The sequence below is a fragment of the Vibrio sp. FF145 genome, assembly GCF_041439075.1.
GTDB lineage: Bacteria > Pseudomonadota > Gammaproteobacteria > Enterobacterales > Vibrionaceae > Vibrio > Vibrio tasmaniensis_A.
In genome coordinates this window covers 53,067-71,646 of record NZ_JBGONH010000013.1, presented here as the reverse complement: position 1 = coordinate 71,646, position 18,580 = coordinate 53,067, and the positions used below count along the sequence as shown (strand labels likewise).

General features: G+C 44.5%; 12 protein-coding genes and 1 pseudogene. 7 read left to right on the top strand and 6 right to left on the bottom strand.

Translation table 11 applies throughout. The annotated features are described in order from the left end of the window. The first annotated feature begins 21 nt into the window (after nt 1–21). Nucleotides 22–948, top strand: coding sequence for a M14 family metallocarboxypeptidase (locus ACED42_RS07120; protein WP_371701976.1), 927 nt, complete (start codon nt 22–24; stop codon nt 946–948). A 223-nt stretch (nt 949–1,171) separates the two neighbouring features. Here the strand turns inward: ACED42_RS07120 and ACED42_RS07115 are convergent, their stop codons facing one another. Continuing rightward, nucleotides 1,172–2,779 (bottom strand): BCCT family transporter, encoded by a 1,608-nt coding sequence (locus tag ACED42_RS07115; protein ID WP_371701975.1) that lies wholly within the window; start codon nt 2,777–2,779, stop codon nt 1,172–1,174. 494 nt (nt 2,780–3,273) lie between these two features. Continuing rightward, nucleotides 3,274–3,846, bottom strand: coding sequence for a malate synthase (locus ACED42_RS07110; RefSeq protein WP_009845766.1), 573 nt, complete (start codon nt 3,844–3,846; stop codon nt 3,274–3,276). A 467-nt stretch (nt 3,847–4,313) separates the two neighbouring features. Here ACED42_RS07110 and ACED42_RS07105 point away from each other — a divergent pair, with 467 nt between their 5' ends. Next, nucleotides 4,314–5,741, top strand: a complete 1,428-nt coding sequence (locus tag ACED42_RS07105; RefSeq protein ID WP_371701974.1) for an NAD-dependent succinate-semialdehyde dehydrogenase — start codon at nt 4,314–4,316, stop codon at nt 5,739–5,741. Between the two features lie 228 nt (nt 5,742–5,969). On the opposite strand, the gene ACED42_RS07100 is transcribed toward ACED42_RS07105, so the two are convergent. Further along, nucleotides 5,970–8,153 carry a malate synthase G gene (locus ACED42_RS07100; RefSeq protein ID WP_371701972.1) on the bottom strand — a complete coding sequence of 728 codons (2,184 nt, stop codon included), beginning with the start codon at nt 8,151–8,153 and terminating at the stop codon, nt 5,970–5,972. Between the two features lie 155 nt (nt 8,154–8,308). Continuing rightward, entirely contained in the window at nt 8,309–9,262 is a 954-nt protein-coding gene (locus ACED42_RS07095) for a LysR family transcriptional regulator (protein WP_009845781.1), read from the bottom strand. Between the two features lie 141 nt (nt 9,263–9,403). Here ACED42_RS07095 and ACED42_RS07090 point away from each other — a divergent pair, with 141 nt between their 5' ends. Together ACED42_RS07090 and ACED42_RS07085 are read left to right on the top strand one after the other, a co-directional pair. Beyond that, nucleotides 9,404–11,002, top strand: a complete 1,599-nt coding sequence (locus ACED42_RS07090; RefSeq protein WP_371701970.1) for an isocitrate lyase — start codon at nt 9,404–9,406, stop codon at nt 11,000–11,002. A gap of 221 nt (nt 11,003–11,223) precedes the next feature. After that, nucleotides 11,224–11,817 carry a hypothetical protein gene (locus ACED42_RS07085; protein ID WP_032500623.1) on the top strand — a complete coding sequence of 198 codons (594 nt, stop codon included), beginning with the start codon at nt 11,224–11,226 and terminating at the stop codon, nt 11,815–11,817. A gap of 132 nt (nt 11,818–11,949) precedes the next feature. On the opposite strand, the gene ACED42_RS07080 is transcribed toward ACED42_RS07085, so the two are convergent. Further along, nucleotides 11,950–12,351 (bottom strand): cystatin domain-containing protein, encoded by a 402-nt coding sequence (locus ACED42_RS07080; RefSeq protein ID WP_017102741.1) that lies wholly within the window; start codon nt 12,349–12,351, stop codon nt 11,950–11,952. Between the two features lie 428 nt (nt 12,352–12,779). On the opposite strand from ACED42_RS07080, the gene ACED42_RS07075 reads away from it, so the two are divergent. Further along, on the top strand, nt 12,780–13,967 hold the full coding sequence (locus tag ACED42_RS07075) for an acyl-homoserine-lactone synthase (protein WP_371694586.1): 1,188 nt from the start codon (nt 12,780–12,782) through the stop codon (nt 13,965–13,967). Then, nucleotides 13,964–16,621: a response regulator gene (locus ACED42_RS07070; RefSeq protein WP_371701968.1), complete on the top strand. Its 2,658-nt coding sequence runs from the start codon at nt 13,964–13,966 to the stop codon at nt 16,619–16,621. Before ACED42_RS07075 ends, ACED42_RS07070 begins: the two co-directional genes overlap by 4 nt. Before the next feature lie 42 nt (nt 16,622–16,663). On the opposite strand, the gene ACED42_RS07065 is transcribed toward ACED42_RS07070, so the two are convergent. Next, nucleotides 16,664–17,590: a LysR family transcriptional regulator gene (locus tag ACED42_RS07065; RefSeq protein WP_009845787.1), complete on the bottom strand. Its 927-nt coding sequence runs from the start codon at nt 17,588–17,590 to the stop codon at nt 16,664–16,666. A gap of 130 nt (nt 17,591–17,720) precedes the next feature. Here ACED42_RS07065 and ACED42_RS07060 point away from each other — a divergent pair. Continuing rightward, nucleotides 17,721–18,504 (top strand): annotated as a pseudogene (locus ACED42_RS07060) (hypothetical protein). Nucleotides 18,505–18,580 lie beyond the last annotated feature (76 nt).

The window sequence follows — 18,580 nt, the reverse complement described above, 5'->3', positions numbered from 1 at the left end:
AACATAAAAGAAGAAGTATAGATGAAAAGTGAATACTCCTACCCAATCGGTGAGCCAGGACAAAAATGGCAAGAAGCAGAACGTCAAGCATGGTTCGCTCAAAGAACCGTTAAGCGTGAATACCAGCAAGAAGTCGTGCCAAAAATCCAAGCATTGGCAGACCGCTTTGACATCGAGCAATACGGCGCATTGAGCTACGATGAAGCTCGCTTCCCGCTTTTTGCAATTAAAAGCAAAAACTGGAACGCATCAAAACCAACGATCCTTGTAACGGGTGGTGTTCACGGTTACGAAACCAGTGGTGTGCATGGCGCGATCAAGTTCGCCGCAACTCAAGCAGAACAATATGCAGCGCATTTCAACATTGTTGTTGCACCTTGTGTGAGCCCTTGGGGTTACGAAGTCATCAACCGTTGGAACCCAAATGCTGTCGATCCAAACCGCTCTTTCTACGACGATACGCCAGCAGAAGAATCAGCAAACCTACGAGCTTTAGTGGCCTCTTTGCCAGAAGTATTGGTTCACGTTGACCTGCATGAGACGACAGACTCTGATGAAACTGAATTCCGACCCGCACTCGCTGCTCGTGATGGTATTGAGTACATCGAAGGTATGATCCCAGATGGTTTCTACACGGTTGGCGATACTGAAAACCCGCAACCAGAATTCCAAGAAGCTGTAATTAAATCAGTAGAGCAAGTAACGCATATTGCGCCTGCGGATGACGAAGGCAAGATCATTGGTTCAGACGTCACTCAACACGGTGTGATCAACTACCCAATGAAGAAGCTTGGCTTATGTGGCGGCGTGACCGACTGTAAGTACGGAACAACCACAGAGGTTTACCCAGACAGCGACAAAGTGACTGACGAAGAGTGTAATGACGCTCAAGTTGCAGCGGTAGTCGGTGCTTTGGATTACGTAATTCAACACGAACTAAACGCGTAAGCTAGTAGCTAGTAGCTACTAGCTAGTACACTAGAGCTAAGCCCTAAAACTAAAAAGAGCCACAAGTGACGATTCGCTTGTGGCTCTTTTTTTGTCTCTTTCTCTTACCTGTCATTTCTTCTCAAGTATAAAAAAGCGCCCTTGCACACAGTACAAGAGAGCTTTGAAATAACGCTGAATAAGGAGTAATTAGCGAACTATATACTCCCTATACTCGATTACTTTATTTAACGGTTTCGCTAACGTTTTCTTGTCCTTTATCTACTTCAGTCAGTAGACCTTTCAACAAGCTAAAACAGCCAATAAGAAGAATGATCGTAAACGGCAGTGCAGCAATGATCGTGATCGATTGCAGAGCTTGAATAGATTGAGTACCACCAATCCACAGCATTACCATTGCGATAGCACCTGAGATAACCGCCCAAACCACTTTCTGTTTAACAGGAACTTCAAGCTTACCACCCGCCGTCATGCCATCGATAACGATAGAGCCTGAGTCTAGCGTTGTAACGAAGAACACAATGATCAGTGCGACTGCGAGAACTGACAGAATGCTACCGAACGAGTAAGCATCTAGCATGTAGAACAAGCTTAGAGATACGTCTGTAATGCCTTGGTCGAGGCCAAGTTGTCCCACATGGTTAATTACTTGCTCGATAGCCACGCCACCGAAGATCGACATCCAAGCCGACGTTACCAATGTTGGGATAATCAGTACGCAAAGTAAGAACTCACGAACCGTACGGCCCTTAGAAATACGCGCTACGAACATACCGAAGAATGGTGCATACGCAACCCACCATGCCCAGTAGAACACAGTCCAGCCATGCAGCCATGTTGTGTCTTCACGACCCGCACTTTGGCTCAAAGCTACGATGTTTTTCACATAGCCCGTTGCCGCAGTCGCCACAGAATCAAGCACTGTCGTAAAGTTCAATACAGCGATAAGACCAAGGAATACGAACGCAATAACCATGTTCAGGTTACTTAGGAACTTAACACCACCGTCCATGCCACGCATAACAGAGATGATCGCCAAACCCATAATCAAAACGATAATAGATTGCTGAAGGTAGATGTTGTTTTCCAAGCCAAACACGTGGCTAATACCACTTGCTGCTTGCGTACCACCTAGACCCAATGAAGTCGCAAGGCCAAACAGAGTAACCAGTACCGTTAGTACATCGATCACATCACCTGTTTTACCCCAAACTCGTTCACCCAGTATTGGGTAAAACACAGAACGCATTGATAGCGGTAAGCCTTTGTTGTAAACAAAGTACGCTAGACAAAGCGCCGTCATGCCATAGATAGCCCATGCATGAAAGCCCCAGTGAAATACGGTTGCACCAAGTGCCAGTTCACGGCCTGCTTCTGTAAAAGGTTCCGCATCTAATGGTGTACCGAACCAGTTAGTGAAGAACGCGGTTGGCTCAGCAACGCCCCAGAAAATAAGCCCGATACCCATACCCGCTGCGAATAACATCGCAATCCAAGATGACATCGAATAGTCCGCCGTCGCGTCTTCGCCGCCTAGGCGAATCTTACCCAACGGTGAAAATGCTAGAACAACAGCAAACGCTAGCATGATGTTAGCTCCCCACATAAACAGGAAGTCAAACTTTGATAAAACAGCACCCTTAATAGAATCAATAGCAGCTTTAGCGTCTGCTGGAGGAAGAGCAAGAAGAGTGATGATGAAGAGAAGAGATAAGCCTACTGAGGCTATGAAGACGGTGTTGTGGACATCCATGCCCCATTTACTGACGTTATCTTGACCAACTTGATAGTCAGTAGAATCGATACTGTATTTTTTTGATTTAAAACTCATAAATTATGATGTTCGCATATCCGAATCAACGAATATAAGGACGCTCTCCATATCCAATTACTACTTGATTGGCTCGCCGCACCACCTAAATAGAGGCGATAAAAATCACAATGGTTGGTGAAAAATGGACTTACTGGCTCAATCCCAAGGCGCGCATTATAGCACAGGTCGAAGCATTTTGACTGAGTTTTAGCTCAATAGTTACCCAGACTACCATTGATAGTGATAGTTAACCCAATAAAAGCAGAATAAAACAAACAGACAAAAACATTAAAATACAACATGTTAAATTAAAATGACGCACCGTAAAATCTCATGCAAACTTTCTACAGATAATATTAACAATAGCCTGATTTATTTATAGCTCTAATAAAAAAGCCCCGCTATAGGGGCGGGGAAATTACCAAAGGTAAAAGAGAAATCAGTATTTAAATGTCAGTGCTATGTCTTGCTACGCTTCTCGCCACAGAACTGCACATTTCAAAGGCAGTACATTAAATCGCGAAGCAAAAGCCTAGGTTGTAATCTTCGCCATTCTTTTCAGTGAACTCTTTATCTTCACTCGATGCGCTTGGTCGGCCGCTTTCATCACCCTTCACTAAGCTAACCCAGTGGCGAATACCAGAAGAGAGGTTCGCTTCAGTTTGGCCAAACGTGGTGCATGTCTCTAATTGAATGTCTTCGATGTTCACCAACTCTAAATTACCAGTTCCTTTGCGAGCACCTATCGTCACTTCAACATGGGTACCGCTCTCGTCTCGAAATAGAATTGACGATGGTTTAGATTTATCACCCGCATAAGCGACAAAGTGCTTCGCTCTTTTCAGGCCGGTGTGCTCGCCGTTTTTGAAGTAAACCTGAACATGTCGATAATCAATCTCGTAGCTCACTGCATCTTCGTGTGAACCCGCCTCTAAAGGGAATAGAGTATCAAGCAACTGTTTCGCCATTTTTTGTTTTTCGAGTTGCTTGTCTGCTTTCACCATTTCTACGGCAAAGACAGCTTCAGCAATAAATGTTGAATGGTTTCTGTGAAGTTCTGTTTTGTCTAGTGTCAGCATATTCATAATCTTTCCCTCTTACGGCTTTGAATTTCATGTAGGTCAAAAATCCTGATTGACCCTTTTCAAATGTGTTCTTTACTGTGTGGCTTCCATGTATTTCATACTACTTGTATTTTTTAAACAATTTCACAACAAAAATTTCACAGTGTGAATTTTACTAAATTGATTTTTTACACAAACCGGAATTTCCGCCCCTAGCCCTTTATCTAATTGGGCTGAGAGCTCATTAGACACACTTTTACGTGTTGTTTGATTTTGTGTAATAACCGATTCAATCACAGTCAACACGCAGCGCTATGGTAATCATTTCAAGAAAAAGGGTAGGTGTTTCATCTTGAAAACAAGAAACACTGTATTATTGAGTAGTAACCACAATCTTCGACCAATCAACATTTGGTCGAAGTCATTTCAACACACGCCACCCCGCACATAAGCAACACGTCTAAAGTAATCACAACAAAGGAATCACGATGCTAAACATTAAGAACCAGCACTTACTCTCTTTTATGGTGACAGAAGCGAACAACGCAGTTGCAGTCACAAATCCAGCGACAGGTGAACTCGTCGGACACGCACCTATTTCATCACAAGCAGAGTTAGCAAACGCGATTGAACGTGCTCATGTTGCACAGAAAGAGTGGGCCAAGGTTCCAGCTAAATCTCGTGCTGCATCACTGCACCGTTGGCACCAACTGATCCTTGAAAACAAAGAAGATCTGGCTCGAATCATGACGATTGAGCAGGGTAAACCGTTAGCAGAAGCGACAGGCGAAGTCGTGTATGGCGCGAGCTTTATTGAGTGGTTTGCAGAAGAAGCCAAACGTACTTATGGTGATTCTATTCCTAGCACAGTCGCTGGCAAACGCTTGGTGACCATCAAGCAGCCTATTGGAGTCGCGTGTGCAATTACGCCATGGAACTTCCCTATTGCAATGATCACTCGTAAAGCAGCTCCTGCCCTAGCTGCTGGTTGTAGCTTTGTCGTAAAACCTTCAGATGAAACACCGCTTTCTGCGTTTGCTGTGGTTGAACTGGCTTATCAAGCGGGTATTCCGAAAGATCTACTTCAAGTCGTTCTTGGTGAAAGCCCTGAGCAAGTTGGCACCCTATTCACTTCTCATCCACTGATCAAAAAAATCTCTTTCACAGGCTCGACTCGAGTGGGCAGTATCTTGATGGCTCAAGCCGCACAAGGCATCAAGCGCACCTCAATGGAGCTCGGTGGCAACGCACCTTTTATTGTATTTGACGATGCAGACATCGACGCGGCCGTTCAAGGCGCAATGGCGTCGAAATTCCGTAATGCGGGACAAACATGTGTCTGTGCAAACCGTTTCTATGTTCACAGTAAAGTATACGATGAGTTCGTGGCTAAATTCGCTCAAGCGGTTCAGCAGCTTAAGATTGGTAACGGCTTAGATGAAAGTGTCACCATTGGTCCTGTTGTCAATCAGAATGCGAAGAACAACATCCAAGCATTAATAGACAGAGCGGTAGAACAAGGCGCAACACCTGTGACGCCAACTCAAGAGCTTGATGGGCTTTTCCTTCAGCCTGTTATTTTAAAAAATGTGAAACACAGCATGGACATTGTTCAGCAAGAGATCTTTGGCCCTGTCGCTCCTGTGATGCAATTCGAGACAGACGAAGAGCTTATTGAGATGGCAAACGACACCATTTATGGATTAGCGTCGTACTTCTACAGTCAGAACATTCATCGAGTATGGAACATCGCAGAGGCACTTGAGTACGGTATGGTAGGTATTAATGATGGCCTCATCTCAACTGAGGTCGCGCCCTTCGGCGGTGTTAAGCAATCAGGTATTGGCCGTGAAGGCGCAAAAGAAGGCATTGATGAATACATGGATATTAAGTATCTGTGTTTTGGTAGTAACTAGGTCTCGGAAGTAGTTAGGCTTGGTCGTAACTAAGCCTGACTCTTAGACATCAGCAAGCTTAAACATCGAATAGCCCTACTAACACCTCTCTTCTGAGATTCCCCCACACACCAGAAAAACAGCCAAAAAAAGCCGCGCTATAAAAGCGCGGCACCTTGGGCTCGGTTAAAGGGGGTTTCTTTTTTTTTAGTATTTTACATTCTCTGTTTTTGTTATTGGGTTGCTTCTCTATCCCTGCGCTTTCAGTTTTAGACGCATAGCATGCAGCACTGGCTCGGTGTAACCACTAGGTTGAGCGCAGCCTTCGAATACCAACTGACACGCTGCTGAAAATGCGATGCTGTTTTCAAAGTCAGGTGCCATATTACGGTAGCTCGGGTCGCTAGCGTTTTGCTCGTCAACCACTGCCGCCATACGTTTCATGGTTTTCATTACTTGTGCTTCATCGCAAATGCCGTGGCGTAACCAGTTGGCAATATGTTGACTCGAAATACGCAATGTCGCTCGGTCTTCCATTAACCCTACATCGTTAATATCTGGCACTTTCGAACAACCGACTCCTTGGTCAATCCAACGCACTACGTAGCCAAGAATACCTTGTGTATTGTTATCCAATTCATTTTGGATATCTTTAGCAGTCAGCTTTTGATTACCTAGTAGCGGGATAGTCAGGATATCGTCGACGTTCGCTCTCACACGTTCACGAAGCTCTTTCTGACGGCTAGGAACACTCACCTTGTGATAGTGCAAAGCATGCAAAGTCGCGGCAGTTGGAGAAGGAACCCAAGCAGTATTTGCGCCCGCTTGTGGGTGTCCGATTTTCGCATCCATCATCTTGGCCATGTTGTCCGGCTCTGGCCACATGCCTTTACCGATCTGGGCTTTACCTTGCAGGCCACAAGCTAAGCCAAGATCAACGTTCTGGTCTTCGTATGCGCCAATCCAAGTCATGGTTTTCAGCTGTGTTTTAGGAGCGAATGGGCCCGCTTCCATACTGGTGTGAATTTCATCACCCGTTCGGTCTAAGAAACCTGTGTTGATGAACACAACACGATCTTTAGCCGCGCGGATACATTCTTTTAGGTTGACTGAAGTACGACGCTCTTCGTCCATGATGCCGACTTTGATCGTGAATCGATCTAGGCCTAATGCATCTTCAATACGGCCAAACAGTTCATTGGTAAACGCCACTTCTTCAGGACCATGCATCTTAGGTTTAACAATATTGATGCTGTTCGCAGTCGAGTTTTGGTACGCGCTGTTACCTTTTAAATCGTGCATTGCGATTAACGAGGTGACCATGCCATCCATAATGCCTTCAGGGACTTCATTGCCTTGAGCATCAATAATGGCAGGGTTGGTCATTAGGTGGCCCACATTGCGTATGAACAACATACTACGACCTTTCAGCGAGATCTCGCCTCCCGTCACGCTGGTGTATTGGCGATCTGGATTAAGGTTACGAACGATGGTTTTGCCGTTTTTCTCTAGCGACTCTTGTAGGTCACCTTTCATCAAGCCTAACCAGTTGCGGTAAGCCAATGCTTTGTCTTCACCATCAACCGCAGCTACCGAGTCTTCGCAATCCATAATCGTAGTCAGTGCCGATTCCACCAGCACATCTTTAATACCTGCCACATCAACGCTACCAATTGGCGCGCTTGGGTCAATTTGAATTTCGATATGGAGATTATTGTGCTTAAGCAGAATACTTGAAGGGGCACTCGCATCACCTTGGTAACCAATGAACTGGTTGCGATCGATTAGAGTGACTTCTTCGCCATTGTCTAAGGTCGCTGTCAGTGTATTGCCAATACTGACATTGCTGATGCTGTATTTGGTGACGTCTTTATGAGATACACCGTTTAACGGTGCAGCGTCATCAAGGAAACCTCGAGCGTAGCTCACCACTTTAGCACCGCGTACCGGGTTAAAGCTTCCTCCCTTTTTCGCGCCGTCACTTTCACTGATGACATCGGTTCCGTAGAGCGCATCGTATAAACTTCCCCAACGCGCATTAGCCGCGTTAAGTGCAAAACGTGCATTCATAATAGGTACAACAAGCTGCGGACCCGCTTGTGTTGCAATTTCAGGCTCAACGCTGGTAGTCGTTACTTGAAAGTCATCACCCTCAGGAACTAAGTAGCCAATCTGCTGTAAGAACTGTTTGTACTCTGCCGCATCTAGCGTTTGTCCCGCACGCTCTTGGTGCCAAACGTCAATTTGATGTTGAAGATCTTCACGCTTGATAAGCAGTGCGCGGTTCTTGGGAGCCAAGTCTTCAAGGATAGTTGCAAATGATTGCCAAAAGTCTTCAGCGACAATGCCTGTTCCAGGAATGACCTGCTCATTAATTAATTGGTAGAGGGTGCTATCAATGTTCAAGCTTCCCTGTTGAATACGACTGCTCATAAAATCTCTCTCAAGCTAACTGATGACTACTCAATATATTTACTTAACTGACTTAAATTTAAATAACTCGTTTAAACTTACGCAACGGACATAAATTTAGCTAATTTATGCCAGTTATACTGGATATTCATATAAAAAATACCCTACAAACTGTGTTATTCCGTCACACCACTCTCTATTTCATTGGCGACACTTTTAATCAATCGGCGCATCCACTGATGGTCTGGATTAGTTTGTAACAATGGACTCCACGCCATCTTCACCTCAAAGGGTTCAATAGCAAATGGCGCAGGTTTGATTAACAACCGAGGGTTGTTGCGCTGCAATTGTGCTGCTTTGGTTGGAATGGTCAGGATCAGGTTCTTCTGTTGAGCGAAGAGAATCGCCGACAGGTAGTGTCGTGTGAACACCGTGATATTACGCGTTTTGCCAATGCGCATTAATGCTTCATCTATCCAACCAAGCTTTTGCGCTTCGCTTGGGTTAATCCCAACGCCGGTGCCCATACCCGTCTTACTTACCCAGATATGTTGCGCCTTTAGATAAGACAAAATATCGAAGTTGTCCGCTATCGGGTTATCACAACTAAATAGGCAAGAGAACCCGTCGTGCCAAAGGCTCATCTGATGGAACGACTGTGGAATATCGTCAAAACGGTTGATGATAATATCAACAGTGCCTTGCTCCACATCCTGATAACTCACGTCACTTGGCGTCATAATATCCAAGCGTATTTTCGGTGCTATCTCGCTCAACTTTTTTAATAGCGGCTGAATAATGGTCGACTCAGCATAGTCACTCGCCATGATACGAAACACACGTTCACTGTCTTCAGCATTAAATTCCGTGGTCGGCTGCAATGTCTTTTCTACATTCGCCAAGATGTTTCTAATCAATGGCTGCAGTTTATGTGCTCGCTCGGTCGGTATCATCCCTTCACTGGTTCTCACCAACAGCGGGTCTTCAAATAGATCACGTAATCGACGCAGGCCATTACTCATGGCTGGCTGAGTGATTCCTAACTGATTTGCTGCTCGTGTTACGTTTCTTTCACGTAGCAACATGTCTAAATACACAAGTAAATTAAGGTCTATACGAGCAATATTCATAAGAAAAATACCGAATATAATAACTATAAATTAACAAAATTATCACATACATGGTTATTATTTGTCCATGGTTAGATTTAATCCAAATCAAATGACCTCGCCAAATTGGCCAACATGTCCACGTGAAACTAAGGAATAGTTATGTCGCAAATTACACAAGATATCGAAATGATTGAAGTTGCAAAAAGCGCTGCTGGTGCTCCATGGGATGCAATTAACCCTGAATCTGCTGCTCGCATGCGAGCTCAAAACAAATTCAAAACAGGTCTGGATATTGCGCAATACACGGCAGATATCATGCGTGCAGACATGGCGGCTTACGACGAAGACAGCTCTCAATACACTCAGTCTCTGGGTTGCTGGCATGGTTTCATCGGCCAACAAAAGCTGATTTCTATTAAGAAGCACTTTGATGGCAAGACTGACCGTCGTTACCTATACCTTTCAGGTTGGATGGTAGCAGCACTTCGCTCTGACTTCGGTCCACTTCCAGACCAATCTATGCATGAGAAAACGTCAGTTGCTGGCCTAGTAGAAGAGCTATACACCTTCCTACGTCAAGCGGATGCTCGTGAACTAGGTGGCTTGTTCCGTCAACTAGACGCAGCACGTGAAGCGGGTGATGTGAATCGACAAGACCAAATCCAAGACAAAATCGACAACCACGTAACACACGTAGTACCAATCATTGCCGATATCGATGCAGGTTTCGGTAACGCAGAAGCGACTTACCTAATGGCTAAGCAGATGATTGAAGCGGGTGCATGTTGTCTACAAATCGAAAACCAAGTAGCCGATGAGAAGCAATGTGGTCACCAAGACGGCAAAGTAACGGTTCCTCATGCTGATTTCCACGCAAAACTTCGCGCACTTCGTTACGCTTTCCTTGAACTAGGCATCGACAACGGCATCATCGTTGCTCGTACCGATTCACAAGGTGCTGGCCTAACAAAAGAAATCGCGGTAGTGAAAGAGCCAGGCGACCAAGGTGACATCTACAACTCTTACCTAGATGTTGAAGAGATTGATGTTGCAGATATGGCTGAAGGTGATGTTTGCTTCAACCGTGACGGCAAGCTAGTTCGTCCTAAGCGTCTGCCTTCAGGCTTATACCAATTCCGCGAAGGTACTGGTGAAGACCGCTGTGTATTCGACTGTATTGAAGCAATCAACGCGGGTGCTGACCTTCTTTGGATTGAGACTGAGAAACCACACATCGGTCAAATCAAAGAGATGATGGACGGCGTACGTGAAGTTCACCCTAATGCGAAACTGGTTTACAACAACTCTCCATCATTCAACTGGACATTAAACTTCCGCCAACAAGCATACGATGCAATGGCAGCAGAAGGTAAAGATGTATCAGCTTACGACCGTGCAAGCCTAATGAGTGCGGAATACGATGAAACTGAACTGTCTGCAAGCGCTGACGAGAAGATTCGTACATTCCAAGCGGACGCATCTCGCGAAGCGGGTATCTTCCACCACTTGATTACTCTGCCGACTTACCACACAGCAGCACTGTCTACCGACAACCTTGCAAAAGAATACTTCGGTGACCAAGGCATGTTGGGCTACGTTGCTAATGTTCAACGTAAAGAGATTCGCCAAGGTATCGCATGTGTTAAACACCAAAATATGTCTGGTTCAGACATGGGTGACGACCACAAAGAATACTTTGCTGGTGAAAATGCACTAAAAGCAGCGGGTGAAGCGAATACGTCTAATCAATTTGATTAATCGTTAACAGCGTTTCCCTTCTAGAATCTCCCCCTCCCTTTTCCCTGTTAGGTGCTGGGAGGGAGGAGGTTTTGGGATCAAGCTTGTACTGCCGGCTTCATCTCAAAGCCTCAGATTTGTGTTCCACACCACTGTGACCCTGAAAAATTCTGTTTAAACTGATCACATTCCTGTTTGTTGATTTTCCTATTTATTGATATGCCTATTTATTGAGAGTGCCTATGACTTCAATACCGACACACCTACAAGATGCTAAAACACTGCTGTCAGAAAATGGTTTCGCGACTGGTGATACTTGGTATCACGGCACATCTTCAGCCTTGCTCGCTTCAATCCAAGGCCAAGGGCTGAAACGCTCAGGAGACAAAGCACTCAATGAAGCCGCGTCAAAAACCATGGCAACCATTGGCAACAACTACACCGAATCCGTTGAACCAGTGTTTCTTACCCAGAGCAAAGAACTGGCCTACTACTGGGCTCAGCAAACCATTCGCGAGCGCAGCACTCGTTTTGAGGGTGAAGAGCGCCCTATCGTGTTAGCGGTAAATTTAACGGATAAACAACGTGCCAAAGTAAGGCCTGACGTTGGCGCAATGAGCCTATTAATGATGAGTGTTGGCGAGCAATTCATGGCTCACTTAACTAAGATCTATCAAGAGAACAACATCGCAGGCCCAGACATCGAACTGCGCACTGCGGATCGTATGGACTATCTCAATAAGCTTGGAATGGCCTACATTGATGAAGACATCAGCCGTGCTTGTGTGCAAGAGCTTTATGAACCAGAGCTATCAGAGCCGGAACTGACCAGTTAATCAGGTTCATTACGTCAGTACGATTCAGAATAAAAAAGGGCTCCTAATCTAGGAGCCCTTTTTATGTGTGACGTTATTTACATGCTCGTTAATCAATGGGTTAGTTGAACAATAGACATGTAAGTCAATAGACTAGTTAATCAACGGACACAAGCGACCTTGTTGTGCAGCTTGCGTCATTTCGATATCACCTTGAAGTGAACGATAAACAACAGTATTCCACACCTGACCATTATCCATTTCAAACTCGATCGCATAGTTCAAACCCGCGACAACCTGAGTTCGAACACTCAAGATCTGCTTGAGCTCAGCTGAAGTGTTCATTTGACTAAGAACTGCGTCTAAAGCTTGCTTAGCTTGTGGTGTGATAGCGCTTTGCGACCAACCACCTGTCAGGTTTTTAGTGCTACAGATCGGATTCGCTTTCTCTTGCGGTTGCACGGGAGCATCAGACTCCTGACTGCATCCAGCTAACACAGCAACACTAAACACAGTTGCTAATCCAAGTAATGATGTTAATCGTACTTTTTTCATAAATCCTCTCTACATCGTTCATTCAGTCAGTCATTTACGAGAGATTACCCGTAATGATGTTTCATATGCAGGCAAGCTTAAACCTCGAATGTCATCACTTCATCAGAGATTATGGTGTAACTAATCTATAAATACAGAGCACTGTCAGAAAACCAAAGCCGGACAATAAGCAGACAAGTAAGTATTTGAGAATACACTAATTTAGGGGTTCATGAATTGATTGAAAAATGGCGAAACCATGTTATTTAGGATTAGTACAAGTAGTAAACTCCCACTTTAAATGCAGCTTGTTTTTGAGAAACTAAACGCACAAAAAGTTAGGACAACTTTATAAAGTAACTACTCTCAAACATCAGCCATAGATACATCTCTCATAAACGGGTACAAGTCACATAAAAATAATTAGATAAACTTAGGCGGTTCACTACATGGAATTAATGTCGTCTTTAGGTTCACTGTTGGCTAGCAGCCTGCCTATCGAAAAAAAACAACACGCTCTGGTTGAACTCGTACTCGACACTTATCAACCGCAACAGCGCACGGCTCTTTTCAAAACAGTGGCAGAACATCGTCGAAGCCAAATAGAATTGCTTTTCCCTGAACATCAAACAAAAAGCGACTCAGTAATGTTTGAAGTGATGGACTACCGCGATCTGGTTCAGCGCTATCCAAATACCTTATCCGCAGAAGTTGCTCTCTTAGAGGAAGCGGTAGGACAATGCTATATGCATTGGTTGGACTTTTGGTGTGAATGTGAAATTTCCGCAATCAAAGCAAAATTACCATTGAGCACCCATGCCCCTTATCCTATAGATCTGCCCATTAAAGATAGTGCTTACTATGGTGTAATCATTGACCAAATAGAAAATAGCCCACTCTTAGTACAAACGCCAAGTCGCCCTCAAGGAATACCAATCAACGATGCTATTGCTTTAAGCAACCTTGAGGTTTTTATTAAAGGTGAGAAGTGGTATGAGATGCTGCCTTTACTCCACTTATCACAAACAGGTAAGCACTTTATTCTACTCAAACACCCAACAGATGAAGCCTTTCCAACCCTAGTCTCTTCAGCCCTAATTCAGGACTGGTCAAAAAATGAGACTTGGCTAAGCTACGCCCCCATGTTTAGCAACGACAAATGGAAGTACGGTTTATCCAGACGTGGTTATAAGGGACTGGCAGAGCTACATATTTTTACTCAACCGGCCCTATCAAAGTGTGACTCTATTCCAGAGTTCGATAATAAGTTCCAATTACAATTAGCCGAAATGCAAGCTGTATGTGAAATTCTACGCCTAACCGTGAGTGGAAATATTCAACAAAAAGTCTACTTCCTTTATCTTGCTCAAAAAGAGATGCTTAACTTGTTACATCAAGCGAGCTATAAAATTGGTTTCACCATTATAGATCAACCTTTGATACTCAATTTTTACAAGGCTATCGAACCACAAGCATACTTGCCGCTAGGGTCTTGTGACTTGAACGAAACGAACTTACTGACTTACCGCGGGTTATGGAATATTGAACTGATGTTGAAGGCATTCAATCATGTCAACTTTCGAGACTATAGACGGTGCCTCCGTGAAAATAAACATACAGCGTGGCAAATAATATGAAGACGTTTGATCTTGGGCTAGAGGCGATATTCTTTGCTAAAGCCATCACTCTGCTTGCAACGGTCGCTGTTGTTGTAATGTGGCTGTTCTACTATTGTTATCGCCTTAAACAAAAGAACGAAGCGATAGTGGGGACACACCATGTACCTTACATCGCATATTCCATCTGTATTATTACGTGGATCAGCAGTAATGCCTACTTCCACACCGGCTTTTTGCCAGGACTTGGTACCACAGCAGCCATATTCGCAGCAAAGTTGGCCAACCTCAGCTCTTTCCTTGCTTTTGCCTTTGCGTATTACTTCTCGTGTCAGCTCGCAGCCGAAAACCGCAGTGGTAAAATCCATAGGTGGCAACAAACCATTCTCGCGAGCATGACGGGCTACTCTTTCTATATCAATTTGACCCCAGGGTTAACGGTAGAAGATGTCACCATTACTGCTCCAAGCCAATTCGTGATCGAGTTTGGTCCGCATACACCCTATTTTTTCATGGGGGTTATCAGCTTGATTGCCCTTACACTGACTAATCTAGTGACCATGCGTACCAATAGCAGCAAGCTAACATTAGCCAAAGCCAACTACATGATTACAGGCATCTTGGTATTCATGCTATCTACAGCAACGATTCACATTGGCGTTGCCTATTTCCTACGTGATTTCTCGCTCACTTGGCTCCCCCCAGCGTTGTCGCTCAGTGAGATGTTGTTTGTAGGCTATGCTCTGCTGACCTCTCGCTTCTACAGTTTTAAATACCTTACATACATAAGCCTTAATGTGCTGCTGGTGTGTGCAATTTTAGTGGTACCTTTTTGTACGGTATTTATTCCCCTAACCGACGGTAACCAATGGCTATTAGCGATACCCATCTGCGCGATTATCGGCATTACATGGAGTCCAATCTACAAACGTGTAAGTCCTTACTCCTCATTGCTTGTCTATAGAAACAAAAAGACACCGGTACAACAGATACTCGCATTAGAAGAAGGCTTTAAGTTGTCGATTGACGATGCCATGCGTCGTTTAGGTCGCCAACTGCAAATCCCAGAAGATAAGCTTCGACTAGTTAACAGTAATTACAACGAAACCTTCTACGAAGATTACCTATCTAGCAAAGAGTCCGTTCTAGTGTTCGATGAGCTTTCTGAAGAGCTAGATGATACTGCGCTCGCTAAACGGTCGCTAAAAGCACTTTATGACAAGATGAGTTCAAACAACACCGCGTTGGTAATGCCACTATTCGGACACAAAAAATCAGTCACACACTTGCTAGTATCATCGCACAAAAGCAACAATCGTATGTTCTCTAATGAAGAAATCTCTGCACTGCAAACCTTGTTAACGCGTGTACAAAGCACCATCGAAGCCGATAGACGAATTCGCCAAAGTCGTGCTCTTGCTAACTCGATCGCTCATGAGATGCGTAACCCACTAGCCCAAGTTCAACTGCATTTTGAGGTGTTAAAGCAGCACATAGATAATCAAGCACCAACTCAACAAATCTTGACTGACATTGAGAATGGCCAAGCAGCGATTCAACGCGGGCGACAACTGATTGATATCATCTTACGAGAAGTCAGTGACAGCTCGCCTGAGCATGGACCAATCACCATGACATCTATCCACAAGGCCGTGGACCAAGCCGTCAGCCACTATGGCTTTGAGAACGAGAAGATCATTGAGCGAATTCGTTTACCACAACACGCTGATTTTGTGGCAAAACTAAATGAAACTCTATTCAACTTCGTCATTTTCAATCTGATACGCAATGCAATCTATTACTTTGATTCTTACCCAGACAGCCAAATTGAGATCAGCACCAAAACAGGATCTTACGAGAACGCTCTCACATTTCGTGATACCGGCCCCGGCATTGACGAAGCCATTGTTCATAAGGTCTTTGATGACTTTTTCTCTTTCCAAAAAAGCGGTGGTAGCGGCTTAGGACTGGGTTATTGCCAACGAGTGATGCGCTCATTTGGTGGCAGAGTAGAATGCCATTCCAAACTTGGTGAATTTACTGAGTTTCACCTGTACTTCCCTATTGTACCCAATGCTCCAAAAGCGGAGACGCTGCGTACGCCTTATTTCAACGGTTGGAAACACAACCAATCGACGGAAGATAAAGCCGAAGCTGATGTAAAACCAGAGAGCCAAACTCCAAGCCGTGATATAGAACCTGAACCGGCAAGTACGCTAACAGAAAGTAAGCAAACAGAACGCACGCAAGCAGAAAATCAACCAGCATCAAGCCATCTTGCACCGACGGTACTTATTGTTGATGACAAAGAAGTGCAACGCACGCTTGTTCAGATGTACCTGAGCCGACTTGGCGTAAATAGCTTGCAAGCTAAAAACGGGGAAAATGCTGTCGAGCTGTTCAGATCACACAAAGTTGATTTGATCTTAATGGACGTACAAATGCCGATAATGAATGGCTTTGACGCAAGCCAGATCATCAAGGCGCGCTCACCTCAAACACCAATTATTGCTTTGTCTGGTGAATCAGGACAACGAGAGCTAGACATGATCAGAAAACTGATGGACGGTCGCCTAGAGAAGCCAACCTCTTTGAACGCACTGCAACACCTACTGGACAACTGGCTAGAGAAAGGCTGGGCGCCAAACGCTTCTAAAGAAACAGAAAATGAATAGCTGACTACGGTTAAGTGAATCAATGAAAAAAACGATTAGAACTCACTGATGGTTGGCCTCAATCATCGCTGTTTCGATCAAATCCAGTAACCACTTGTATTTGGCAGAATGTTGGTTTTTCTTATGAAGATAGGCAAATACCTCCATTTTCTCTGCATCTTCTTCTAATCCTTCAATCACAATCGAGCGCAATACTCCCTTGTGCTGTTCGATCACCGGAGGCATGCAGGGTGCGATCATGTTGGAATGCTTAATCGTTTCTATTAACCCAACAACTGACGTCGTTCGAAGCGCCATATTAATCGATTTACCTTGGCTTAAAACTTCTTCTTCCAATCGCGAGTGTTTGTTTTGATCGAAGTAAGCAAGGTCAACATGCGCAAATGGAAAGGACAACAAATCATCAATCTGTGCTACATCCTCTTTAAAAGGATGGTCGACTCTTACTGCCAATACAAATTTCAGGGTCACGAGAGGCACAGCAATGATCTCGGCGGGCAGGTTTTCAGCTTCAAAGTGAATAACAAAATCAATCTCGTCACTCTTAAGTCTTTCCAGTGAATCTTGGGAGCTAGTATGACTAATCAACCTCGAAAGTGGACTTTCATCTGAGAGTTGATGAAACAGAGAGGGTGTTAACCAAGGCAAAAGGTGCGGGTTCGCCTCTATCTTAAAATCTTCGCTTAGTTCGGCAGGAGTAAACTGTTTACCCTCTTCTATCGCCGTGACCAACCCGTCCAATAGTGGAAATACACGTCGATACAGTTCATCAGAATAAGGCGTCGGGAGAAACTGCTTATTGGACAAAACAAATAGCTCTTCACCTAATGATTCCTTAAGCTTTTTGACGCTTTGGCTTACCGCTGGTGTCGAGACAAACAGCTTTTCAGCTGCTTTGCGCAAGCTTTTTTCCTGATACACCACCACAAACACTTTCAATAAGTTCAAATCGACGTTATTCAGTTTCATACCCAAACCATAAACTAATACTTAACGAATGGTTAAGTTTATATGAATTAACTTAACGATGTCCACTTTGTATAGTTACCTCACCTTCACGCAGTACACGGATGTAGTGAGATAAATTTATGAGGCATCTATGTTATTACAACGTTCAATCCTTTCTCTAACTCCTTTGTTTCTGGCAAGTGTCGCGTTCGCGGAAGAAGCCGAAATTCAAGATATGTCAGATCCGTTAGCCGTCTATACACAAGGTGGCTTCGGTTACACAGACAAAGGCTTAAACCTGAAAATCGGGCAAACCTATGACACTGGTAGCGATACGACCATGGGTATGAATGTCTTCGAAGTCAAAGGCATCGCTGGTGAAGCCATTGGTTGGAATAACCGAGGCGCAGATGACACTATCGATTCGTTTCAGAAACTTCGGCGTAGACTTAACCAATGGTCGAGGCACACAAGTCGATATGTCTTGGGATTTCGATAGTAATCAAGGTAGTGCGTCATACAGCTTTATACAGGCTCTTCCACAAATGGGCATGTTTAACTTCTATCCGCTTGCGGGTGTTGGTGTTGCTGCAGGTGAGGAGTTGGTTGAAGGCTCTGGAGGCAACCTCGACGCGGATCAACTTCGTGATCGCTACAACATGCACGGCACTTTCTACGTGGCGGGTATGTACGCAAAAATGCAACTTACCGACAAGATTTGGTTGAACTATAACCCTATGTATTTAGGCACGATGTCTGGTTCATCAACGTTCAAAGATTATGGATTCGAGGGCAGTGATTCTGTACTCGCACATGAGTTTGCTGCGAGCTACCAGATTAACCCAAGGGCGAACGTTCGTTATTTTGCAAATTGGACAGAAAACACCAGTATCGAAGACGGTGATCACCGCATCGAATTTAACTATCAGTTTTAAGCAGTCACTTTCTGCTTGGATGAGCTCTTTCAGTTTGAACCAATGATTTCTGTTCGACGAGCCATTCCCGTTTTGA